Here is a 22767-nt window from a genome sequence, read left to right on the forward strand (position 1 = left end):
GGGATTAGCTATAATGCGCAACAATTTTATTTTTGGTGATATGTCGATATGAACTCTTTGTTTGCCAGCACGGCGCGTGGACTGGAAGAACTGTTAAAAAGCGAACTGGAAACGCTGGGTGCGCAAGCCTGCAAAGTTGTGCAGGGAGGGGTGCATTTTGAAGGTGACGATCGCCTGATGTATCGGAGCTTACTGTGGAGCCGTCTGGCTTCGCGCATCCTGTTACCGCTGAACGAATTCAAAGTTCACAGCGATCTGGATCTTTACCTCGGCGTGATGGCGATTGACTGGCCGTCCGTGTTTGGCGTGGAAAAAACGTTTGCCGTGCATTTCAGCGGCCTGAACGACGAAATCCGTAACAGCCAGTACGGCGCGCTGAAAGTCAAAGACGCCATCGTTGACAGCTTTACCCGCAAAATGGATGAGCGCCCGAACGTGGCGAAGCAACAGCCGGACATCCGCGTTAACGTGTTCCTGCAACGTGATACCGCCAGCGTCGCGCTGGATCTCAGCGGCGAAGGCCTGCATCAGCGCGGCTACCGTGATTTAACCGGTCAGGCTCCGCTGAAGGAAAATCTGGCAGCGGCTATTGTGATGCGTTCTGGCTGGCAGGCGGGTACGCCAATGGTTGACCCGATGTGTGGTTCCGGTACGTTGCTGATTGAAGCGGCGATGATCGCTGCCGATCGCGCACCTGGCCTGCATCGCCAGCACTGGGGATTTACCGGCTGGAACAAATTTGACGCTGAATTGTGGCGCGAACTGACCGCAGAAGCGCAGGTTCGTACCCGCCGTGGCGTTCAGGAAACAGCATCACGCTTCTTCGGATCTGATATTGATCGTCGCGTTATAGAGATGGCACGTGCAAATGCCCGTCGCGCGGGTGTGGTGGAACTGATCAGCTTTGAAGCTGCCGAAGTCGGCAAACTGGTGAATCCGCTGCCGGAAGGCCCGACCGGGACGGTGATCAGCAACCCGCCATACGGCGAGCGTCTGGAAAGCGAACCGGCTCTGATTGCGCTGCACAACATGCTTGGGCGCATTATGAAAACCCAGTTTGGCGGCTGGCAGTTGTCGTTGTTCAGTGCGTCACCTGAGCTGTTAAGTTGCCTGCAACTGCGCGCTGAGCGTCAGTTCAAAGCGAAAAACGGTCCACTGGAATGTGTGCAGAAAAACTACCAGTTGGCGGAGAATCCGACCGGCGCGGCAGGTGCGCAAATGGCAGAAGATTATGCCAACCGCCTGCGCAAAAATGTTAAAAAGCTGGAGAAGTGGGCCAAACAGCAGGGTATCGAATGCTATCGCCTGTATGACGCCGATTTGCCAGACTACAACGTGGCGGTTGACCGTTACGGCAGCAAAGTTGTGGTACAAGAATATGCGCCGCCGAAAACGGTTGATGCGCAGAAAGCGCGTCAGCGTTTGTTCGACGTAATTAACGCCACAATGTCGGTGCTGGATATTTCATCCAGCCAACTGATCCTGAAAACCCGTGAACGTCAGAAAGGCACCAGCCAGTACGAGAAACTGGCACAGAAGGGTGAGTTCCTGCTGGTTGAGGAATTCGACGCTAAACTGTGGGTTAACCTGACGGATTATCTCGACACCGGTTTGTTCCTGGATCACCGTATTGCCCGCAAAATGCTCGGCGAAATGAGTAAAGGAAAAGACTTCCTGAACCTGTTCGCGTACACCGGCACGGCCAGCGTTCACGCCGGTCTGGGTGGTGCGCGCAGTACAACCACGGTGGATATGTCCCGTACCTATCTGGAATGGGCAGAGAAAAACCTGCGTGCCAATGGCCTGACCGGCCGTCAGCACCGCCTGATTCAGGCAGATTGCCTGTCTTATCTTGGCATGTGTGATGAACAATTCGATGTGATCTTTATCGATCCACCGACGTTCTCCAACTCGAAACGTATGGCCGACAGTTTTGATGTTCAGCGCGATCATCTGGCATTAATGAAAGATCTGAAACGCATTTTACGTCGCAACGGCACCATCATGTTCTCCAATAACAAGCGCGGCTTCCAGATGGATCTCGATGGACTGAGCAAACTGGGGCTGACCGCCAAAGAAATCACCAGCCAAACCCTGTCACAGGATTTCGCTCGTAATCGTCAGATTCATAACTGCTGGCTGCTGTCTCATGCCGGCGAGGAAAAATAAAGTTTATGTCGTTAATTAGTATGTCAGGTGCCTGGCTGTCATTCAGTGACTCGCCGCTGTTGGATAACACCGAATTACACATCGAGCCGAACGAACGTGTCTGTCTGGTTGGCCGTAACGGCGCCGGTAAATCGACGCTGATGAAAATTCTGAACCGCGAAGTGCCGCTCGATGACGGGCGCATCGTTTATGAGCAGGACCTGATTGTGGCGCGTCTGCAACAGGATCCCCCGCGTAACGTGGAAGGCACAGTGTTTGATTTCGTCTCTGAAGGCGTTTTTGAACAGGCGGAACACCTGAAAGCGTATCACGCGATTTCGCATCTGGTTGAAACCGATCCGAGCGAAAAGAACCTGAACAAACTGGCGCAGGTGATGGAGATCCTCGATCATCAGGGACTGTGGCAGCTCGACAGCCGCATCAATGAAGTGCTGCTGAAACTGGGTCTGGACGCGGATACCGAGCTTAAATCTCTGTCCGGCGGCTGGTTGCGTAAAGCTGCGCTGGGCCGTGCGCTGGTCAGCGCGCCGCACATTTTGCTGCTCGACGAACCGACTAACCACCTGGATATCGAAAGTATTGCCTGGCTGGAAGATTTCCTGAAAGAGTTCCAGGGCAGCATCATCTTCATTTCCCATGACCGTTCTTTCATCCGTAACATGGCGACCCGCATTGTCGATCTCGATCGTGGCAAACTGGTTTCTTATCCGGGTAACTACGAAGAATATCTGCTGGCGAAAGAAGAAGCGTTGCGTGTTGAAGAATTGCAGAACGCAGAATTCGACAAAAAACTGGCGCAGGAAGAAGTGTGGATCCGCCAGGGCATCAAGGCACGCCGTACCCGTAACGAAGGCCGCGTTCGCGCATTGAAAGCCTTACGTCAGGAGCGTTCTGAACGTCGTGAAGTAATGGGCACCGCCAAAATGCAGGTCGTTGAAGCTTCGACTTCCGGCAAGATTGTCTTCGAAATGGAAGACGTCAGCTACGCGATTGCCGGTAAACAGCTGGTGAGCCACTTCTCTGCGCAGGTCATGCGTGGTGATAAGATTGCGCTGGTTGGCCCGAATGGTTGTGGTAAAACCACCTTGCTTAAACTGATGTTAAGTCAGATTAAGGCCGACAGCGGTCGCGTTCACTGCGGCACCAAGCTGGAAGTGGCGTACTTCGACCAGCACCGTGCCGAACTTGATCCGGAACGTACCGTGATGGACAACCTTGCCGAAGGTAAGCAGGAAGTGATGGTGAACGGCCGTGCACGCCACGTGCTGGGCTATCTGCAAGATTTCCTGTTCCATCCGAAACGTGCGATGACGCCGGTGAAAGCTTTGTCTGGCGGCGAACGTAATCGTCTGCTGCTGGCAAAACTGTTCCTGCGTCCAAGCAACCTGTTGATCCTCGATGAACCGACCAACGATCTGGATGTGGAAACGCTGGAACTGCTGGAAGAGATGATCGACAGCTATCAGGGCACCGTAATGCTGGTTAGCCATGACCGTGAATTTGTTGATAACTCTGCGACCGAGTGCTGGATTTATGAAGGCAACGGCGTGATAAACAGCTATGTGGGCGGTTACTTTGACGCGCAGCATCAGCGCCGGAACCAGAAACCAATCCGTCAGGCTGTTGTAGCGGAAAATAAACCGGCGGCACAACCGAAAGCAGAACCGGCCAAACGCACGGCGAATAAGCTCAGCTATAATCAACAACGCGAGCTGGAACAATTGCCTCTGCAAATCAGTTCGCTGGAAGAAAAAATTGAAGCACTGCAACAGCAGATGAGCGATGCGAATTTCTTCACACTTCCTCATGAAGAAACTCAGCAAGTGCTCACTGCTTTCGCTGCTGCAGAGCAGGAGTTAGAGCAGGCGTTTGAACGTTGGGAAGCGCTGGAAGCGCAGAAAAACGGCTAACACTGCACCATGATTGGCAACCGGATGAAGGGAAGATCGGTTGCCAATATTCTTAGTCTTTCCGCTGTTGAGGAGTCGATAGTGTGTTCTGACGCCCATGACAATGACCCGCACATCCTGTGCCCCCAATGCGACATTCTGGTGGCCATACCTGGTCTGAAAATAGGGCAAAAAGCCGTTTGTCCCCGTTGCCATACGACGCTGACAACCCGCTGGAATGAGCCACGCAGACGTCCTGTCGGTTATGCAATCAGCGCGCTATTCATGCTGTTGCTGGCCAATCTTTTCCCTTTCGTCAATATGAACGTTGCCGGGCTGAGCAGTGAAGTGACACTGGTCCAGATCCCGCAGGTCCTGGTTTCTGAAAATTACGCCAGTATGGCGTCGCTGTTTATGATCGTGGTGCAGCTGCTCCCGGCGGTTTGCATGCTCTCAATTATCCTTCTTTGCTACGGCAACAAAATTCCTGTTCACTGGAAAGTCAGCATTGCGCGTACGCTGTTTCGGCTGAAAAGCTGGTGCATGGTGGAGATTTTCCTCGCCGGTGTGCTGGTGAGTTTCGTCAAACTGATGGCGTATGGTGATGTGGGGATTGGCACCAGCTTTATCCCTTATGTTCTGTTTTGCCTGCTGCAACTGCGCGCTTTTCAGTGTACCGATCGCTTCTGGATGTGGGAACACATCGAACCCGCACCTGAACTTGTTCAGCCGTTACGGGTCGGGGAGAGTGGTTTGCGCCAGGGGCTGCGTTCCTGCCATTGCTGCATGGCGATTTTGCCTGCGGAGCAGGAAGTGTGCGGGCGCTGTAAAAGCAAAGGCCACGCGCGACGTAAAAACAGTCTGCAATGGACGATGGCCCTGCTGGTGACGTCCATTTTGTTATATCTCCCGGCCAATATGCTGCCGATTATGATCACGCAGGTTCTCGGGAATCCGATGCCTTCAACGATCATGGCCGGTGTTGTGCTGCTGTGGAGTGACGGCTCTTACCCTGTGGCAATGGTGATTTTCATCGCCAGTATTATGGTGCCGACATTAAAAATGATCGCCATTGCCTGGCTTTGCTGGGATGCCAACAGCGATAAACAAATCGACAGGGAAAGGTTGCATGTCATTTATGAAGTTGTTGAGTTTGTTGGCCGCTGGTCAATGATTGACGTATTTGTCATTGCGGTGCTGTCAGCACTGGTCAGAATGGGGCAACTGATGAGTATTTATCCGGATATCGGCGCGCTGCTGTTTGCGGGCGTTGTCATCCTCACGATGTTCGCCGCCATGACGTTTGACCCAAGGCTCATTTGGGATCGCGCTGGAATGAAGTCTGCAAAGGAGCCACAAGATGGCAGGAAATAATATGGCAGAGCACGACGGAACTGCCAAAGTAGAAAAAATTAAACGCTGGTCCCCGGTGTGGATCGTGCCGATTGTGACTGCATTGATCGGAGCCTGGATCCTGTTTTATCACTACAGCCATCAGGGACCGGAAGTCACGTTAATCACAACGACAGCTGAAGGTATTGAAGGCGGCAAAACCACCATCAAAAGCCGCAACGTCGATGTGGGAAAAGTAGAAACCGTCACGCTCAGCGACGACCTCCAGCAGGTCATTATCAAAGCGCGGCTTAACACCGGCATGGAAAAAATGCTGCGTGGTGACTCCGTATTCTGGGTTGTGAAACCGCAAATCGGACGTGAAGGTATTTCCGGCCTTGGGACGTTGTTATCCGGCGCATATATTCAGCTACAGCCTGGGAGTAAAGGTAGCGAGAAAGAAGAATATCAGCTGGATGATTCGCCTCCGCTGGCGTCACCGGATGCGAAAGGCGTCCGCGTTATTCTGGAAAGTGAGCGCTCCGGGCAGCTCAATCCGGGGGATCCGGTACTCTTCCGTGGTTATCAGGTCGGGACGGTTGAGACCAGCCACTTTGATCCTAAAGCCCGTAACATCAAATATCAGCTCTTCATCCGCGCACCTTACGACACGCTGGTGACTGACAATGTGCGTTTTTGGAAAGACAGCGGAGTGAACTTTGATATGTCCGCCGCCGGTATGCGTGTGGAGATGGGGTCACTGACGACGCTGTTCAGCGGAGGCGTAAGCTTCGATATTCCTAACGGCTGGACGCAGGGGCTTGAAGCGAAGAATGGCGATAACTATCAGCTGTTTGACGATCAGAAAAGCATTCAGGAATCACTGTATACCCGCCATATGGATTACGTGATGTTCTTCTCTGATTCAGTTCGCGGCCTGCAACCGGGGGCACCAGTGGAATTCCGTGGCATCCGTTTGGGTACCGTGGCCGAAGTGCCTTATCCGATGAATGTGCTCAATCAGCAAATGTCTGAAGAATACCGTATACCGGTATTAATTCGTATTGAGCCTGACCGCTTTGCTCAACTGATGGGTAAAGACTTCAATATTGAAGAGCATGTCCGTGATGGCATTTCACATGGTCTGCGCGCTTCAATGAAATCAGCCAACCTGCTCACCGGCGCGATGTATATCGATCTGGATTTCTATCCGAACGAGAAACCGTGGAAAGGGCCGCTGGAAATTGCCGGACATAAACTGCTGCCGACCGTGAGCGGCGGGTTTGCGCAAATCCAGCAGAAACTGATGGCTACGCTGGATAAAATCAACAATCTGCCGATTGAGCCGATGATGCGTGAAGCCACCAGCACGCTGGCCGAAAGTCAGAGAACGATGAAATCTACGCAGAAAACCATCGAGTCTCTGAACGCGATTGTTTCAAGTAAAGAGATGAAAAATCTGCCTGCGGATATGCAGCAGACGCTCATTCAGCTTAACCGTAGCCTGAAAGGTTTCCAGCCTGGCTCACCGGCTTACGGCAATCTGGTTGGCGATATGCAGAGTCTGGATAAAACGCTGCGTGAGCTTCAGCCGGTATTGAAAACGCTGAATCAGAAAAGCAATGCACTGATTTTCGCCGCCCCAGGGCAAGATGATCCTCAGCCGAAGAAGGCCAAATAATGATGAAATGGATACCTGTCGTCTTAGCATTATTCCTGTCTGCATGCAGCAGCAGTAACGAAAAAACGTATTACCAGTTGCCGGTACTTAGCAGCACGCCAGTGGCGGGCAGTTCGATGACATCTGGTTCAACCGCGCAGCGTCACTTGTGGGTTGAGCGGGTCAGCGTGGCTGATTATCTGGCGGGCACTGGTTTGGTTTATCAGACCAATGACGTGCAATACACACTGACTCAGAATAACCTCTGGGCCAGTCCGCTGGATCAACAGCTCCAGCAATCACTGGTGACCTATCTGCGCCGTGATTTGCCGGGCTTCCTGGTTTCTTCGCAGGCGGGAGGCTCAGACGATCAGGATGTTCTGAACGTCAATGTCACCGGTTTCCATGGTCGCTACGACGGTATCGTCGTGGTCAGCGGAAGCTGGACGCTGACGCATGGCGGACAGACGGTTCAGCGTGATTTCGCGCTGAACCTGAAACAAAACGAAGATGGTTACGATGCGCTGGTCAGAACGCTGGCGACAGGATGGCAGCAAGAAGCAGGCCAGATTGCATCACAGATAAGATGACAATTTTTTAAGCTTAATATTTTTTAAGTTAAAGACAAAAAATCCCGGTTTCTGATTTTTCAGACACCGGGATTTTTTTAGGGCGATCAGCCAGATGAGCCTTTCGCTGGCGCGATTAGTTTGTGCGCAATCGAATAATATAGCTCATGAATATGACATTGGCGTGAATTTTGCGCATTGACCTCGCCTGTGATTGCGGCTATTTGTTAGGTGTGGACGCAGATGCGTACCACTGTTTTCTTTCCACCTGACCTGAATAATGAGGGATACAAGGCATGAAGAGACAAAAACGCGATCGCCTGGAACGGGCACAATCACGTGGATATCAAGCAGGTATTGGCGGACGCTCTAAGGAGATTTGTCCGTACCAATCATTAGATGCCCGATCACACTGGCTCGGGGGTTGGCGACAAGCCATGGAGGACAGGGCCGTTACCGCTTAAGCGGCTCCCCTGTCAGAATAAGGAACGACCTCCGCTGCGCGCGGAGGTTTTTGTTTGTGGCTCTCTCCGCTGAACTTTAAAAGACCATAAAAAAAACGGCGAGCGCAAGGCTCACCGTTTGTCTGGCATGAAGTGAAAGGGCTGTTAGAACGCGGCAGCGTCTTTGAACAGGCCGACTTTCAGATCCGTTGCGGTATAGATAACTACGCCATCAACCAGAACTTCACCATCTGCAACACCCATGATCAGTTTACGGTTGATCACGCGTTTGAAGTTCAGGCGATAAGTGACAAGTTTTGCCGTCGGCAATACCTGACCGGTGAATTTCACTTCACCCACACCCAGTGCGCGGCCTTTGCCTTCGCCACCGAGCCAGCCCAGATAGAAACCGACCAGCTGCCACATTGCATCCAGACCCAGACAACCCGGCATTACCGGATCACCGATGAAGTGGCAACCAAAGAACCACAGGTCCGGATTGATATCTAATTCAGCTTCAACATAGCCTTTGCCATGGGTGCCGCCATCTTCCTGCATCTTCACGATGCGGTCCATCATCAGCATGTTGCCTGACGGTAATGGAGGGCCGCCTGCGCCAAACAGTTCACTGCGGCCGGAAGCTACGAGGTCTTCTTTCGTATAGGAATCGCGTTTATCTACCATGTTCTATGTAAGCCTTATTTTATTGAAGGGCGAAGATTAGCGAACAGCTGTAAGCTGAACAACTCCGATCAGCTGTGGTTGAACCAGTTCAACCAACGAAGAGGCCACGGATAACGCGGGCCGCCCTGAGACGTGACCAGCGCAATACGTTGCTGAATTAATCCCAGCAAACTCGGACGCTCTTCCTCAGCTTCTCCTTCGTTGAAGTAAATCAGTCCGGTCAGGATAGGCAGTGCTTCGTCTGCGCTATCAACTGCCCATAAGTGAAACTGGCCTTCGCGAACGGCGTCAATCACCTGCGGATGCAGGCACAAATTACGCACGTTGCTGGTAGGCAGAATGACCCCTTGTTTACCGGTCAAACCGCGACGCTGACAAACCTCGAAGAAACCTTCGATTTTTTCGTTCACGCCACCAATAGGTTGCACATTCCCAAACTGGTCGACAGAACCGGTCACCGCAATTTGCTGGTTAATCGGCTGCATCGACAGCGCACTGATCAGCGCACAGAGTTCAGCAAGGGAAGCGCTGTCGCCGTCCACTTCACCGTAAGACTGCTCGAACACAATCGAAGCGGAGAAGGGCAGAGGCTGGTCGAGTTCTAACTCGGATATCAGGAAGGCCTGCATAATCATCATGCCTTTCGCATGAAGATTGCCGCCTAATTCTGCTTTGCGCTCAACGTCGGTAAATTCGCCGTCACCGGTGTGTACGACACAACTAATGCGTGAAGGTTCACCCAACGCGCGCGGGTGTCCCGGGTATTCCAGTACGGACAGCCCGTTAATTTGCCCGACCACTTCGCCCTCAGTTTCGATGCGAATCTGGCCCAGTTCGATTTCGTCCTGCATGCGTTCCTGCAGATAGCTCTCACGCCATGCACGCGCGCTGAATGCCGCCTCAAGCGCTTTGGCACTGAGCAGTTCATCTTCATTATAGAGCGCCGCTTCGCTGAGTTGCGTGTTCAGCCAGACCGGATCGAGCGTCAGACTGCCCTGATCGGTGCTGTGGCGGATTGCCAGCTTAAAGAATTCGGGCCAGGCGTCAGCGGCAAGGCGGGGAATTTCCAACTCATCGGCCAGCGTATTGACATAACCACACCAGGTTTCCATGTCGCTTTCTTCGGTCAGCGGCAGGTCGGCTTCAAACTCGCCATAAATGGCAGAATCCATCAGCTCCGGTTCCATATCACTCAGATCGCCCAAAGAGAGGCGGTCGCCGACTAAAATCAGACGGAGATCCAGCGGCATTGGCGGAATGGTAACAGGCAACGGTTTCGTCTCATCCGGGGAAACCCAGTGATACATGCCTTCGGTGATCATCTGTTTCAGGCGCAGCCACATCAGCGGTTGAGCGATAAGCGTGCGGATAGAAAGTACCAGAACACCGCCATTGACCTGATGAACCAAACCGGGTTCAAGCTGGATGAGATCTTTATGCACACGAACACAGCCAAACAACTGCTCCGGCTCTAACCATTCGCGGTACTGACAGGTGAACTTCGCGGCAAAGGCATCTTCCGCCGATTTTGCAGCGAGCAGGGTGACCTTACTGCCTTCAATATGATAGCGGTTACCTGACACTTCAGTGATTTCAGGCAACAGGTCGCTGACCGCCTGAGCAATGCGTGACAAATACTCACGATTTTCCTGCGCCTTAAGTGTCATAAAGCGAGGACGTGAGCGGGGGTGACAAAACAGCGTTAAACCATTTTCCAGCCGGGGCTGTGTTCCAGCGAAATCGACAGGGGCTAACTGGGCTGCCGTTGCAAATATTGCCTCATAAGGCGCGGAGTCAGGCAGTAAAAGCTGCCAGTCAAGTCGGTTATTGGTCAATGTGTTAGCTGTTTTCTATAAAAAGGGAAAGAGCGATTATACAAGAATAAATCCGGCTGCATACAATGAGAGTCGCGACTGAATAGGTCTTAGTGCACATTGCTGAACAGGTGCGCAAAAAATGGACAGTATATGCTGAGTTTTTTGGGGTGAAAATTGAGATAAAGCTGTTATGCTTAGTAAAGTTACGTGGTCACCGAAGAGTTCACGATGAAATATCAGCAACTGGAAAATCTTGAAAGCGGTTGGAAATGGAAGTATTTGGTGAAAAAACATCGGGAAGGTGAGCGTATCACCCGCCATCTCGAAAACAGTGCCGCTCAGGAATCCGTGAATCAACTTCTCAGTTTAGAAAATGAACCTGTTAAGGTTGCGGACTGGATTGTAAATAATATGAATCCGGCGCTGGAAAATCGTCTTAAACAAACTATTCGTGCACGCAGAAAACGTCATTTTAATGCCGAACATCAGCACACCCGTAAGAAATCCATCGATTTAGAATTCCTTGTCTGGCAGCGTCTGGCAGGGCTGGCACAGCGCCGCGGCGCAACCTTGTCTGATACCATCATTCAGTTGCTTGAAGACGCTGAACGGAAAGAGAAATACGCCAACCAGATGTCTTCACTCAAAGAAGACCTGCAGCAAATCCTCGGTATACAAGATCTCTGATCCTTTTTCTTAATTGGGCTGAAGACCCTCACCGCTGTATTCCATTCGCTGAATTCAAAGCATAAAAAAACCCCGCCGAAGCGGGGTTTTTGATATCTGTCGTTAAAGCTAAAGAGTGTTATTAAGCCTGTGGCTGAGTAACAGTATCTTTGTAGCCTTTAACTTCGATTTCAACACGACGGTCTGGTGCCAGGCAGTCGATCAGAGCAGCACGGCCTTTAACGGAGTCACAGGTAGAACCAGTAACTGGGTTAGATTTACCTTGACCTTGTGCAGAGATTTTGTTCGCAGGGATACCTTTAGATACCAGGTAATCCACTACGCTCTGTGCACGTTGCTCAGACAGTTTCTGGTTGTATTGTTCTGAACCGATACGGTCGGTGTAACCCAGAACGATAACTGAACCGTCTTTAGGATCGATTGAACTCAACTGGCTGTACAGCTGATCCAGAGCCTGTTGGCCTTCTGGTTTCAGAGTGGCTTTGTTGAAGTTGAACAGAACGTCAGACTTCAGAGTGAATTTCTTAGTTTCCACAACTGGAGCTGGAGCTGGAGCCGGTGCAACAACTGGTGCTGCAACATCATCCTGACCGAAACGGTAAGAAACACCTACAGACAGCATGCCGTTGTCTGGACGTGCGCCAACAGTCTGCGCGTCGCCGATGTTGTTAACCCACTGGTAATCCAGACGGGTAGCCCAGTTTTTGGTCACTGCGTATTCAACACCCACTGCTGCCAGTGGAGAAACGCCAGTGTCGTGGTCGCTTACGCGGCCAGCAGCACCGTTGTCGAAGGCACCTTTAGAATCTGCACGCCAAACCATACCACCCAGACGGGTGTACAGGTCCAGATCGTCAGTCAGCGGGTAGCTCAGTTTAGCAGCCAGCTGAACGCCCTGTGCTTTGAACGCGCCGTTGTTTACGCTGCCTTTAGAAGGCATGCGGCCAAGCCAGTCATATCCCATTTCAAAGCCCAGGTATTGGTTCGCTTGGTAACCCAAGAACGCACCTGCACCCAGTTGGCTTTCGTGGGTAGGGCCGTTGCCGATACCTTCGTAAGCATTTGCGAAACCAGTGTCATGGTATTGGGACCAGCCCAATTTACCACCGGTATACCAGGTGTTATCTTTAGGGGCGGCTTGCGCTACGGTAGCGAAACCTGCCAGTGCCACTGCTAATGCGATAGCTGTCTTTTTCATTTTGCGCCTCGTTATCATCCAAATAGGCAATTGAGCTTTAAGCTTTAAGCCCTTGGTTAAAATCCTTACGCCAAGATTCTTGCTTCAATTAAGAACTTGCCACTTTACGTTGGCATTATAGAGCAACCTTGGCGTTGTAAAGTCTACAACGTGGCGCGAAACTTACAAGCTTGAAGTGTTAACACCGTGGAAAAAAAGGGAAAAACGTACACATTTCTTAACGGCTTTGACCAATTGTTGACAAAAACTGGAGATAATCTGAGGTCGGAATACCCATTTTTACTGGGTTTGAAGCCGGTTTCAGCACAAATCACTAAGTTCCGTACTATTTTTGTAGGAACATTCCTATTTTGAACTAATGGTATACAGAAGAGTGAATTTTTACGGTGGAGTGATGTCCACTAGCTGAATTCTGTTCATTTGTTGGCTTCATAATGAACCCGTATGACCCTCCATGACGCGCTGCAATTTGCAGTCTTTCTCTTTCTGAATCATTCAAATCGGGCAACCACCCAAGCACTACACTGTAGTTACCGGTCAGCAATGCTTTTTCCATCGCATCAACCGTCGACATCGCGGTGATCTGATTAACCTGGACCATTTTATCGACTGGCAAACCTGACTGCGATAACCAGTGACGGCTTACTTTTTGCTGAGGTGTGAGCCACAACAACCAGCGTGATTGCATACCTAAATGTTGCAGTAATGGCAGAAGTAACTGCGCAAACGCTGGCTGGCTCGCACTATAAACGAACTCAGTGATCAGACCATTATTCAAGGACGCTGACGAATTTACCTGTGTATGAGCGACGGGCAAAGCAGGCTGACTAAAATGATGATTTATAAGATGTTGAGTGCGCATAGTGATATACCCCAGTAGGTTACTGTATGAATGTACAGTACTCTGGCGGTGAACAAAGATCAACCCAATTTTTCCAAGACATCTCGCAAATTTTGAAGGGAATAACCTTCAAGTGCATTTTATGTTTGTTGCGCCTACTGACATTGCGTATTTTGCTTTTAGCTATACGGGTAACTCAAACTGGATGTAAGGAATGAATATGAAAAGGATAACGCAATGATAAATCAGTCAAAAAAAAGAGTGCTTGAGTGTATGGCAATTTTTGCTCCTCTGGGCAAAATCCGCACTCGGACCCAGTTCGGTGGCTTCAGTTTATCTGCCGATGGGGCGATGTTTGCACTGGTTTCAGATGGAGATTTATATCTGCGGGCCAGTGCTGAAACGGAAGCACATTTTTGTCGGAAGAAGATGGAAAGATTGATTTATCGTAAGCGCGGAATGGATGTGAGGTTACGTTATTTCAAGGTGAATCCGGCACAGTGGGAAGATCCGGATGTCGTACGAAAGCTGGGCAAATATTCACTTAAGGGAATGCTGCGTGAAATTGAAGTGCGCAAAAATAATGAAGCCGGGCGACTTAAAGATTTACCGAATCTCTCTCTGGCTCTGGAAAGACTGCTGTGGCAGGTGGGGATAACAAACTCGGGAGACCTGCGTACGCAGGGGGCATGTAAAACTTACCTGAAGCTCTGTGCTATGAAAAAAAAGAGCCTGGGTCTAAATTTGTTAATGGCGCTGGAAGGCGCCATTTTGGGATTTCATGAGGCTGCTTTGCCGATGGCGTCCAGAGACATATTGACCCAGTGGTTTAACCATCAGCAAGAACAACCTGCCGATACGATGCACTGAGTTTTACCGGCCTCTGGTCGGGCCATCAATCATGGCTCTGAACGGGCAGAATTTTACTGTTAAGACTGGTGAGCTCAGGAAGATGGGCCACCAGCAATCCGATTTGCTGCAAGACGAGTTGCTCTTTGCTATCGGAATCGGGTGTCCGCATCTGAATCCTTGCCGTGAGTTGCTCAAGTGCTTTTTGTATTCGCCCGGCTTCAGAAGGCAAATGGTGTAATGCGCCATCAACACAGCAGGCTGCGTCGTCAAGCAGGTTCAGGGTTTCGGTATCACTGAGTTTTTCACGATGCGCACCCAGTGCTGATATGTAACTCAGCATTGTGTGATTCAGGCACAGCAAACGAAATGCCGCTTCCAGCGTCGCAGGATCGTTATTCTTCTCCGAACTCATGTTCGATACTACCGACGCCAGTTCCGCATCGCAGTTATGCGCGTCACGACGTGCCAGACGGTAATCGAGACTGTTGTCCTTGCCCTGATGGTATTGCACCAGAATTGCATCCAGATAACGGCAATTGGCGTCGAATGTTTTGCTGACGACTTTATCAATCTGCCTGAATTTCCAGTCAGGCCAGATATATGTCACGGCGGCCCACGCAATCGCACAACCAATCAGCGTATCAATGATTCGGGGAATGGCTATCTCAAAACCTTCACCCAATAAGTTAAAGCACAGCAATACCAGCAGGGTGATGAACATCGTTGCCTGCGCGTATTGCACTGTGCGGAATGCAAAGAACAATAATCCACTGATCACAATCAGGATCATTTGCCCTTCAACCGACGGCACGAAGTACAAAATCGGAATGCCGAGCGCGATCCCGGCCAGTGTGCCAATAATCCTCAGCGCCAGCCTGCGTCGGGTTGCGCTGTAGTTTGGCTGGCAGACAAACAGGCTGGTCAGCAAAATCCAGTAACCGTGGCTCAGGCCGCTGACCTGTATAAATACGTAGCCGATAAACAGCACTACCGACATGCGCACCGCATGGCGAAACAGAACGGACTGTGGCGTAAAATGACGGGAAATGCGCAGCCAGATATCATCCAGCCCGGTGAGCTTATCGTCGACGAACGGGCTTTTTCCTGCCTGATTTTCCGGTAATGATTGCTCTGATTCGATGTTTGCCAGCTGTGCATCTATCGCGTGCAGATTTCTCAAAAGATGACGCAGGGCCTGGAGCATTTCACGATGCTCACCCTGAGATTCCAGTCGTTTCAGCGCTTCTTCAAGACGGGAAAACGCCCGCTCGAACTGGCTGTTATGCGTATATTGCTGGCGATACAGGATGCACTGGGAAAGCTGCAAACAGGCGCGAGCCTGCATACTCATCAGACGCTGGAAACGGAAAAGGATATCGCTGTGATGAAACTGCTCGCTGAGTTTGAGGTATTTCACATGTGACGAACTGGCGCGCTCATGGATGTCTTGCACCACAAAATAATAGTGCAGCGTGCGGCGCGTACCTTTTTGTCCGCGGTCGCCTTTCAGGCGGGTTTGCAGCGTATTTTTTGTCTGGTTCAGCGTAGATACCAGCTGGCCGTTTGCCATGGCCAGCTCCACCAGTTGCTGATTATTATCTTCCTGATCGGGGTCAAAAAGCGTCGCTTTGGCTTCCAGATAAGCTGCCAGCTGCGTGAAACAGCGGGAAATCTGATCCTGAAGCGGCCGGATAGGGAAAATAATATGTCCGGCCAGCGTCAGCAGGTTATACCATATGGCACCGGCGAGCAGGATCAGAGGCTGCTGATACCACACGTGATACATACTGGTGCCGAGCATCGTATAAATCGCGATGAGCAGTGCACCGAATGCAATCGTGGCGTACCGCTGCCCCAGGGCACCCAGCAGGATAAAACCGCAGGTTGAAATCATCAGCCCGGGTGCGAATAACCAGGGGTAGGGAAACAGCAGTTCAATGGACGCTGAAGCAATAAAGAAGCAGACCAGGGTGATCAACAAATTGCGTAAGCGACCTGCCAGACGATCGTCCAGATCAGCCAGCGCGGCCGCCACCACACCGAGCGTCAGAGGGATGGTCAGCGTTATCTGCCCCAGCCACCAGGGAATTGCGGCGGCACCTGCCAGCGCAATGAAAATCCTGATGTGGTAAAGCACATTGCTGTTATAGGCATAACGCCTCAAACCCGGTGCAATAGAAAGCACGGAAAAACCCCACAGTTAACTTCAAGAATGAAAAATCAGCGAATGCGTCCGTTTTTTATCCGACGGCTGGCATTGGCTTCACGAACTTGTTTTGCCAGTTCGACGGAGACCACTCTTCGTCCTACTGGCCAGAGTGCGATGGCCGCGATTTTAAAGTTCGCGATACCCACCGGAATACCGATAATGCTGATACATTGAGCAATGCCGGCCAAAATGTGTGACAAGCATAACCACCAGCCGAAGAAAATAAACCAGAAGATATTCAGCAGGGTACCGCCACCGGACATCAGCGCGTTACGTTTTTCCGGATATAATTCGTCTACATGTACCGCTTCGTTGCCAAATGGCATCAGCGAAAGACGGGTGATTTCCCAGCAAGAGCGGGTCAGCGGCAGGGTGAAAATCAGCACAATGCTCACCAGAGTGGCGAATAACCAGGCGAGCGTTGTGAAGAAGCCGCCTAAAACAAAGTTAAGAATATTGAGTACAGTGCGCATATCGACTCTTCCCGAAGATATTAATAATTAGAAAAATTTCAGGTTAACTGAAAAGAAACACCTTCTTATTCTACCCTGTTTTGGAATGTGGATCGCCTCTGTATATCAAAGGTAAACTCCTAAAACGACTTGCATGTAAAATAACAAATATTACTTTTCCGTCAGGAATTAAAGAGAAAAAACGGTGTGATGATATGGAATTGAAATCGACCTCTTTCGGGAAACATCTGGCGCAGCATCCCTATAACCGGGTGCGTCTGCTTAATGCGGGCGTAGAAGTCAGCGGCGACAAACATCACTACCTGATCCCTTTTAATCAGCTTATCCAGATCCGCTGTAAGCGCGGCATTGTCTGGGGCGAGCTTGAATTTGAATTGCCCGAGGCAAAAGTCGTCCGCCTGCACGGTACGGAATGGCAGGAAACGCAGCGCTTTTATCAGCACCTTCTCAAAATCTGGCAGGCCTGGAGTGAGGAGATGAGTGGCGTCAGCGCGGGCGTTCTGCACGGGCAAATTGAAAAAATCAGAAATATTGAAGAGCAGGATAAGTGGTTTAAAAGCGCCGATGTGGCTGACGTTCAAAATGACATCACCGAGGCTTTTTCCGCCATTCCTGTTCCCGTCGAACGGCTTGATGATTTCGATAATTGCCGCGAGGATTACCACACCTGTTTACGCTGGCTTGAGCAGGGCAAACGCAGCGTTGATAAACGCAATCTGGCCTGGACGGATCGGGTGATTGCAGAAAATCAGGAATTCTTTGATAACGTCGAAGTTTCTCCGCTAAATGAAAGTCAGTGTCGCGCGGTGGTGAATGGCGAAGATGCTGTTCTGGTGCTGGCAGGTGCCGGCAGCGGTAAAACCTCGGTGCTGGTGGCCCGCGCAGGCTGGTTGCTGCGCCGTCAGGAGGCAGTGCCGGAGCAAATTCTTCTGTTGGCGTTTGGCCGTCAGGCCGCGGATGAAATGAACACGCGTATCAAAGAACGCCTGCATACCGACGGGATCAAAGCCAAAACGTTTCACGCGCTGGCCCTGCAGATTATTCAGGAAGGTAGCAAGAAAGCGCCAAAAATCAGCAAACTGGAAACGGATGCTAAAGCGCGCCGCAGCTTGCTTATCAAAACCTGGCAGGAACAATGTGCTGGCAAGAAAGTGCAGGCCAGCGGCTGGCGGCAGTGGATGACTGATGAGCTGGAATGGGATGTGCCGGAAGGGGACTACTGGAAAAAGAAATCGCTGGCCGAACGTCTGGGCAGCCGCCTTGAACGCTGGCTGAGTCTGATGCGTATGCACGGCGGAAGTCAGGCCGAGATGATAGAAAGCGCGCCGGAAGAGGTGAAAGATCTGTTTTCGAAGCGCATCCGGCTGATGGCTCCGCTACTGAAAGCCTGGAAAACGGCGCTGAAAGATGAGGGCGCAGTGGATTTCTCCGGGCTTATTCATCAGGCCGTGAACATTCTGGAAAAAGGCCGCTTTGTCAGCCCGTGGAAACATATTCTCGTCGATGAATTTCAGGACATTTCGCCGCAGCGCGCGCTGTTGCTGTCGGCGTTACGCAAACTCAATAAACGCACCAGCCTGTTTGCAGTGGGCGATGACTGGCAGGCGATTTACCGTTTCAGCGGTGCAGAGCTTTCCCTGACCACTGCTTTTGCGACAAACTTTGGCGAAGGTGCGCAGTGCGCCCTCGATACGACTTACCGGTTCAACGATCGTATCGGTGAAATCGCCAATAAGTTTGTTCAGCAGAACCCTTATCAGCTGAAAAAACCACTGAATAGCCTGACGAAGGGCAACAAGAAAAATGTGGTGATCTTGCCGGACGAACAGCTGGAAAAGCTGCTGGATAAGCTCAGTGGCTATGTCACTGCCGATGAAAAAATTCTGGTGCTGGCGCGTTATCACCATTTACGGCCACAGGTTCTGGAAAAGGCCGCTACCCGCTGGCCTAAGCTGAATCTTGAATTTATGACGATCCACGCCAGTAAAGGTCAGCAGGCGGAATACGTCATTATTGTCGGGCTGCACGAAGGCAACGACGGCTTCCCGGCACCGACGCGTGAATCGGTACTGGAACAGGTCTTATTACCGGAACCTGAAAACTTCATGGATGCTGAGGAACGGCGGTTACTGTATGTAGCGATGACCCGCGCGAAGCATCAGGTCTGGCTATTGCAGGATAAAGCGCGTCCTTCGGTTTTTGTCGAACAGCTCGAAGATATCGGTGTTCCGGCGCAACGGAAACCCTGATAACAAATCGCCCGGCAAAAGCCGGGCGATTTGTTTATTAACATTCTTTCCATGCGAAATCGCGTACATCACTCTTTCAGACGTGCCCACAAATAACGCTCATAATCAGGGATCGTAATGTCCACCTCTGACTGGAACAGCGGAGACGCAATCAGGAAATCTGCCGTTGCCACATTGGTCGCGACCGGAATATTCCACACGGTCGCCAGACGCAGCAGAGCCTTAACATCCGGGTCGTGAGGAACGGCATTGAGCGGATCCCAGAGGAAAATCAGCAGATCAATTTTTCCTTCTGCAATCAGCGCGCCAACCTGCTGGTCACCGCCCATCGGGCCGCTCAACATACTTTTTACCGTAATTCCGGTACTGCGCTGAACCATATTCCCGGTAGTGCCGGTAGCGTAAAGAACATGCTGAGACAGCTCAGCCACATTTTTATCCACCCATTTCATCAGGGTGTTTTTGCAGTGGTCATGCGCGACCAGGGCAATGTGTTTTTGTTTGGCGATCGTACGGGTCGTGTATTCCATCTAATTCCCTTCAACGCGAAAGTAAGAGTGGATAACAGAATACTGAAACTCCGTTTTACTGCATAGCGCGGGGGAAACAATTCGGCATTAAGAAAGAGAATGCGTGATGCAGATTAAGTTACGATGTGCGTTCCTGTTTTTCTGGCAGTTTAAACCAGAGCAATAATTGTTCAATGCCCGCATTGGCGGCTAACCGCGTCCAGAGCGGGTGAAGATAGGCGATGGAAATTTGGGAAGGTACTTCACTCGCCAGCGCCGATTTTTTATCGGTATTGCCTTTGGCAAAAGAAGGTACTGCAGCGCGTGCGCCGGATAAGTTATACGTCATCATGAGTTTTTCAGCGCCAGCTGTATTGCCCGGATTAAAAAGACTCAGAATATCGCGTCGGGTCGCCAGCGTATTACCCTGATCATCCACCAGCTGATAATTCATTTGCTGGCTGAACTGAGCGGTGTCTTTTTCGCTGTTCAGTGGAGGCAGTACGAAAGAAACAGAGCGGCTTCCTTTGGCGTTAAAGGTGACGATAAGTGCCGGAGAGTGATAAATCAGCGCGTTTTGCGCGGTAGCAGGATGGAGATTTTTGCTCACCTGAAACAGAATCTGATGCTGTCCGCCATCCAGCTCAAGGCTGTCCGCGCCTTTCAGGATCGCGCCAGACATCTGTTTACCGTCGATAACCAGCACATCCACATCCGCAGACAGTTTGAGTGAGGTCGCAGAAGCTGACGCCATCAGGCTGAAGCTCGCTAATGCGACCAGCGCACGACAGACTTTCATTCTTCTTCTCTCCTCAGACACACCATTACTCATCCTGCATTATTCAATAACGACGATTGTGTGTCAAAGTTTTACAAAATGTTTTAATTTTACATAAGGAAATTTCCTGCGCTGCTCCTTTTTGCGCCGGGCACTGTCGAAACGGTCAGGCTGCGTTACACTTACCGGAGACTGGTCAAAAGGAGATAACCCCGTGCAAGACAATGATATTCGCAAAATTCTCGAGGACGTAAAAACGATCGCTCTGGTGGGTGCCAGCGATAATCCTGGTCGCCCGAGTTATGGTGTGATGGCCTACCTGCTTTCTCAGGGATTTAAGGTCATTCCGGTCAGTCCGAAGCTGGCAGGACGAGAACTGCTGGGGCAAAAAGCAGTGGGAACGCTTGCCGAAATCACAGAACCGGTGGATATGGTCGATGTTTTCCGTAACGCGGAAGCCGCTTACGGCGTGGCGCAGGAAGCCATCGCGATTAAAGCAAAGGTACTGTGGTTGCAACTGGGCGTGATCAACGAGCAGGCCGCCGTGCTGGCAAAAGATGCCGGGCTGAAAGTGGTGATGGATCGCTGTCCGAAAATTGAAATTCCGCGTCTGGGCATGGAAAAGTAACCGCTGCGGTCAGCGATTAGACGAAAAAAAACCGGCCAAAATAGCCGGTTTTTCATTAAGTGGGTGCGGCACGTTCAGTTGCGCAGACGCGGTGCCTGTAACTGGCTGCGGATAGAGGCGGCCAGGTCATCCAGAGACGTTTGTTCCGGGTGCGAGCGGGCAGCTTCATGGTCAATCTGAATTTCTGCCAGATACGTGTGAACCGGCTGGCCTTCTTCATCTTCCATTACCACGTGATACCAGGGCGCGGCACGCATTGAATCGTCAGCGGCAACGTCATCGACGGCGGGTTTTTCGAGTGAATATTCCGCGTCTACATCAATTACCACGCCTAGATAGCCTAACAGTCTGTGACGAACTTGCTGGCCGATACCGTATTTGCTGGCAATCATAGTCATCTCCCAAAATCATCATTAATCTCTATATGGAGATAAAATGTGCTATTTCAAGTTTTGACCGTTTAATCTGCTAAAAATTCTGCGACGTGCTACCGGAACAGCACGTCGTGATCATCGGATTAATTCATCACCAGACAGGCGAAGCCCTTCAGGTACAAACCTTCCGGATACGCACCGGTCACCGGGTGATCGGCAGCCTGACGGAATTGCTCCACGAACTGAATTTCGCGACCGGCGTCCAGTGCGGCGTCAGCGAGGATTTTCTGGAACAAATCGGTTGGCAGCAGGCCGGAACAGGAGAAGCTCAGCAGAATTCCGCCCGGACGAAGCAGTTGAATCGCCAGCATATTAATATCTTTGTAGCCACGACAGGCGCTCGCCAGCTGGTTTTTGTTCTCTACAAATTTCGGTGGATCCATCACAATCATGTCGAACTGCTGGCCTTCCGTGCGGTATTTACGCAGCAACTGGAAAACGTCTTCACGGACGAATTCGGCTTTCGACAGATCCAGTTTGTTCAGCTCAACGTTCTGACGCGCAACGTCCAACGCGGCCTGAGAGGTATCCACGTTGGTGACTTTGGTGCAGCCGCCCATCAGCGCAGACACGGCGAACGCGCCGGTGTAGGAGAAACAGTTCAGCACATTGCGGCCTGCGGCGTAGCGGCGTGCGGCAAAGCGGCTGTCACGCTGATCAAGATAGAAACCGGTTTTATGGCCTTCTTTAATATCAACCAGCAGGCTCATGCCGTGTTCCTGAATCGGCAGCAGGGCAGGCGGTTCTTCACCGACAACATGGCCCTGAACCAGCTCCAGACCTTCTTTTTTACGCACCGCAACGTCGGAACGATCCCAGATTGCGCATTCCGGATAGCAGTGTTGTAAGGCGGCAATCAGCGGGGCGCGCTGGTATTCCGCACCGGCGGACAGCAATTGCAGCACCAGGAAATTCTGGAAACGGTCAATGGTGATCCCCGGCAGACAGTCGGATTCACCGGCAATCAGGCGGTAACCGTCCAGCCCGTCGCGTTTGGCGATATAATCACGCCAGCTTTGCGCCTGCTGTAAACGGCGGATGAAGAAATCAATATCGATATCTTCATCTTGCTTGAAAGTCCAGACACGGGCGCGTATCTGAGATGACGGTGAATAAGCACCGCGCGCCAGCCATTTCCCCTGACTGTCTACAATATCAATAGTGTCGCCGGAATTGGCTTTACCCTCGACGCGCTGAACAGCGCCGGAAAACACCCATGGGTGGCGGCGTAAAAGTGATTTTTCGCGGCCTTTGGCCAGAATTAAACGTGCAGTCATAAAATTAGGTTCTGTCGGTTCGGAGACAAAAAAGAGCGACATTGTCCGGTCATGCAGGTGAAATTGCAA

Annotated in this window: 20 protein-coding genes; 10 read left to right on the forward strand and 10 right to left on the reverse strand. The window is 51.2% G+C overall.

Annotated features, from left to right (window positions below):
- Window positions 1-48 precede the first annotated feature (48 nt).
- From rlmKL to rmf, 6 genes are all read left to right on the forward strand, one after another.
- A complete protein-coding gene (gene rlmKL / locus ACLBVC_RS15650) occupies window positions 49-2169 on the forward strand; it encodes a bifunctional 23S rRNA (guanine(2069)-N(7))-methyltransferase RlmK/23S rRNA (guanine(2445)-N(2))-methyltransferase RlmL (RefSeq protein ID WP_410150397.1) in 2121 nt (706 codons plus the stop codon).
- A gap of 5 nt (window positions 2170-2174) precedes the next feature.
- Window positions 2175-4079 (forward strand): ABC transporter ATP-binding protein, encoded by a 1905-nt coding sequence (locus tag ACLBVC_RS15655; RefSeq protein WP_410150398.1) that lies wholly within the window; start codon window positions 2175-2177, stop codon window positions 4077-4079.
- Window positions 4080-4157: 78 nt separating this feature from the next.
- A complete protein-coding gene (gene pqiA / locus ACLBVC_RS15660; protein ID WP_410150535.1) occupies window positions 4158-5432 on the forward strand; it encodes a membrane integrity-associated transporter subunit PqiA in 1275 nt (424 codons plus the stop codon).
- Window positions 5419-7071: an intermembrane transport protein PqiB gene (gene pqiB, locus ACLBVC_RS15665; RefSeq protein WP_410150399.1), complete on the forward strand. Its 1653-nt coding sequence runs from the start codon at window positions 5419-5421 to the stop codon at window positions 7069-7071. Before pqiA ends, pqiB begins: the two co-directional genes overlap by 14 nt.
- Entirely contained in the window at window positions 7071-7640 is a 570-nt protein-coding gene (gene pqiC / locus ACLBVC_RS15670; RefSeq protein WP_410150400.1) for a membrane integrity-associated transporter subunit PqiC, read from the forward strand. The genes pqiB and pqiC overlap by 1 nt, the downstream gene beginning before the upstream one ends.
- Window positions 7641-7915: 275 nt before the next feature.
- Complete coding sequence (rmf, locus tag ACLBVC_RS15675) at window positions 7916-8083, forward strand: ribosome modulation factor (protein ID WP_013574871.1); 168 nt, start codon at window positions 7916-7918, stop codon at window positions 8081-8083.
- A gap of 144 nt (window positions 8084-8227) precedes the next feature.
- Here the strand turns inward: rmf and fabA are convergent, their stop codons facing one another.
- Both fabA and ACLBVC_RS15685 read right to left on the reverse strand, forming a co-directional pair.
- Window positions 8228-8746, reverse strand: coding sequence for a bifunctional 3-hydroxydecanoyl-ACP dehydratase/trans-2-decenoyl-ACP isomerase (gene fabA, locus ACLBVC_RS15680; RefSeq protein ID WP_013574872.1), 519 nt, complete (start codon window positions 8744-8746; stop codon window positions 8228-8230).
- 68 nt (window positions 8747-8814) lie between these two features.
- A complete protein-coding gene (locus ACLBVC_RS15685; protein WP_410150401.1) occupies window positions 8815-10581 on the reverse strand; it encodes an AAA family ATPase in 1767 nt (588 codons plus the stop codon).
- A 210-nt stretch (window positions 10582-10791) separates the two neighbouring features.
- On the opposite strand from ACLBVC_RS15685, the gene matP reads away from it, so the two are divergent.
- On the forward strand, window positions 10792-11250 hold the full coding sequence (gene matP / locus ACLBVC_RS15690; RefSeq protein WP_410150402.1) for a macrodomain Ter protein MatP: 459 nt from the start codon (window positions 10792-10794) through the stop codon (window positions 11248-11250).
- 121 nt (window positions 11251-11371) lie between these two features.
- Here matP and ompA read toward each other — a convergent pair whose 3' ends face one another.
- Together ompA and sulA are read right to left on the reverse strand one after the other, a co-directional pair.
- Entirely contained in the window at window positions 11372-12448 is a 1077-nt protein-coding gene (ompA, locus tag ACLBVC_RS15695) for a porin OmpA (RefSeq protein WP_195812769.1), read from the reverse strand.
- Window positions 12449-12803: 355 nt separating this feature from the next.
- Window positions 12804-13310 carry an SOS-induced cell division inhibitor SulA gene (gene sulA, locus ACLBVC_RS15700; RefSeq protein WP_410150403.1) on the reverse strand — a complete coding sequence of 169 codons (507 nt, stop codon included), beginning with the start codon at window positions 13308-13310 and terminating at the stop codon, window positions 12804-12806.
- Between the two features lie 216 nt (window positions 13311-13526).
- Here sulA and ACLBVC_RS15705 point away from each other — a divergent pair, with 216 nt between their 5' ends.
- Entirely contained in the window at window positions 13527-14159 is a 633-nt protein-coding gene (locus ACLBVC_RS15705) for a TfoX/Sxy family DNA transformation protein (RefSeq protein ID WP_410150404.1), read from the forward strand.
- Window positions 14160-14184: 25 nt separating this feature from the next.
- Here the strand turns inward: ACLBVC_RS15705 and yccS are convergent, their stop codons facing one another.
- Both yccS and ACLBVC_RS15715 read right to left on the reverse strand, forming a co-directional pair.
- Window positions 14185-16326 carry a YccS family putative transporter gene (gene yccS / locus ACLBVC_RS15710; protein ID WP_410150405.1) on the reverse strand — a complete coding sequence of 714 codons (2142 nt, stop codon included), beginning with the start codon at window positions 16324-16326 and terminating at the stop codon, window positions 14185-14187.
- Between the two features lie 35 nt (window positions 16327-16361).
- Window positions 16362-16823: a YccF domain-containing protein gene (locus ACLBVC_RS15715; RefSeq protein ID WP_410150406.1), complete on the reverse strand. Its 462-nt coding sequence runs from the start codon at window positions 16821-16823 to the stop codon at window positions 16362-16364.
- 194 nt (window positions 16824-17017) lie between these two features.
- Between ACLBVC_RS15715 and helD the strand changes: the two genes are divergently transcribed.
- Window positions 17018-19072, forward strand: coding sequence for a DNA helicase IV (gene helD / locus ACLBVC_RS15720; protein WP_410150407.1), 2055 nt, complete (start codon window positions 17018-17020; stop codon window positions 19070-19072).
- A 68-nt stretch (window positions 19073-19140) separates the two neighbouring features.
- Here helD and ACLBVC_RS15725 read toward each other — a convergent pair whose 3' ends face one another.
- Together ACLBVC_RS15725 and ACLBVC_RS15730 are read right to left on the reverse strand one after the other, a co-directional pair.
- Complete coding sequence (locus tag ACLBVC_RS15725) at window positions 19141-19602, reverse strand: methylglyoxal synthase (protein ID WP_410150408.1); 462 nt, start codon at window positions 19600-19602, stop codon at window positions 19141-19143.
- 118 nt (window positions 19603-19720) lie between these two features.
- Window positions 19721-20380, reverse strand: coding sequence for a YccT family protein (locus ACLBVC_RS15730; protein WP_410150409.1), 660 nt, complete (start codon window positions 20378-20380; stop codon window positions 19721-19723).
- Between the two features lie 193 nt (window positions 20381-20573).
- On the opposite strand from ACLBVC_RS15730, the gene ACLBVC_RS15735 reads away from it, so the two are divergent.
- Window positions 20574-20987 carry a CoA-binding protein gene (locus ACLBVC_RS15735; RefSeq protein WP_410150410.1) on the forward strand — a complete coding sequence of 138 codons (414 nt, stop codon included), beginning with the start codon at window positions 20574-20576 and terminating at the stop codon, window positions 20985-20987.
- A gap of 74 nt (window positions 20988-21061) precedes the next feature.
- On the opposite strand, the gene hspQ is transcribed toward ACLBVC_RS15735, so the two are convergent.
- Both hspQ and rlmI read right to left on the reverse strand, forming a co-directional pair.
- On the reverse strand, window positions 21062-21379 hold the full coding sequence (gene hspQ, locus ACLBVC_RS15740; RefSeq protein ID WP_410150411.1) for a heat shock protein HspQ: 318 nt from the start codon (window positions 21377-21379) through the stop codon (window positions 21062-21064).
- A gap of 125 nt (window positions 21380-21504) precedes the next feature.
- On the reverse strand, window positions 21505-22698 hold the full coding sequence (gene rlmI / locus ACLBVC_RS15745) for a 23S rRNA (cytosine(1962)-C(5))-methyltransferase RlmI (protein ID WP_410150412.1): 1194 nt from the start codon (window positions 22696-22698) through the stop codon (window positions 21505-21507).
- Between the last annotated feature and the right edge of the window lie 69 nt (window positions 22699-22767).

The organism is Rahnella selenatireducens (assembly GCF_046449555.1).
In the GTDB taxonomy this organism is placed as follows: Bacteria; Pseudomonadota; Gammaproteobacteria; order Enterobacterales; family Enterobacteriaceae; genus Rahnella; species Rahnella selenatireducens.

Excerpts from the sequence above, each read along its gene's own strand:
- rlmKL (WP_410150397.1), top strand. The coding sequence starts at position 49 with ATGAACTCTTTGTTTGCCAGCACGGCGCGTGGACTGGAAGAACTGTTA.
- ACLBVC_RS15655 (WP_410150398.1), top strand. The coding sequence starts at position 2,175 with ATGTCGTTAATTAGTATGTCAGGTGCCTGGCTGTCATTCAGTGACTCG.
- pqiB (WP_410150399.1), top strand. The coding sequence starts at position 5,419 with ATGGCAGGAAATAATATGGCAGAGCACGACGGAACTGCCAAAGTAGAA.
- pqiC (WP_410150400.1), top strand. The coding sequence starts at position 7,071 with ATGATGAAATGGATACCTGTCGTCTTAGCATTATTCCTGTCTGCATGC.
- rmf (WP_013574871.1), top strand. The coding sequence starts at position 7,916 with ATGAAGAGACAAAAACGCGATCGCCTGGAACGGGCACAATCACGTGGA.
- fabA (WP_013574872.1), bottom strand. The coding sequence starts at position 8,746 with ATGGTAGATAAACGCGATTCCTATACGAAAGAAGACCTCGTAGCTTCC.
- matP (WP_410150402.1), top strand. The coding sequence starts at position 10,792 with ATGAAATATCAGCAACTGGAAAATCTTGAAAGCGGTTGGAAATGGAAG.
- ompA (WP_195812769.1), bottom strand. The coding sequence starts at position 12,448 with ATGAAAAAGACAGCTATCGCATTAGCAGTGGCACTGGCAGGTTTCGCT.
- sulA (WP_410150403.1), bottom strand. The coding sequence starts at position 13,310 with ATGCGCACTCAACATCTTATAAATCATCATTTTAGTCAGCCTGCTTTG.
- ACLBVC_RS15705 (WP_410150404.1), top strand. The coding sequence starts at position 13,527 with ATGATAAATCAGTCAAAAAAAAGAGTGCTTGAGTGTATGGCAATTTTT.
- ACLBVC_RS15715 (WP_410150406.1), bottom strand. The coding sequence starts at position 16,823 with ATGCGCACTGTACTCAATATTCTTAACTTTGTTTTAGGCGGCTTCTTC.
- helD (WP_410150407.1), top strand. The coding sequence starts at position 17,018 with ATGGAATTGAAATCGACCTCTTTCGGGAAACATCTGGCGCAGCATCCC.
- ACLBVC_RS15725 (WP_410150408.1), bottom strand. The coding sequence starts at position 19,602 with ATGGAATACACGACCCGTACGATCGCCAAACAAAAACACATTGCCCTG.
- ACLBVC_RS15730 (WP_410150409.1), bottom strand. The coding sequence starts at position 20,380 with ATGAAAGTCTGTCGTGCGCTGGTCGCATTAGCGAGCTTCAGCCTGATG.
- hspQ (WP_410150411.1), bottom strand. The coding sequence starts at position 21,379 with ATGATTGCCAGCAAATACGGTATCGGCCAGCAAGTTCGTCACAGACTG.
- rlmI (WP_410150412.1), bottom strand. The coding sequence starts at position 22,698 with ATGACTGCACGTTTAATTCTGGCCAAAGGCCGCGAAAAATCACTTTTA.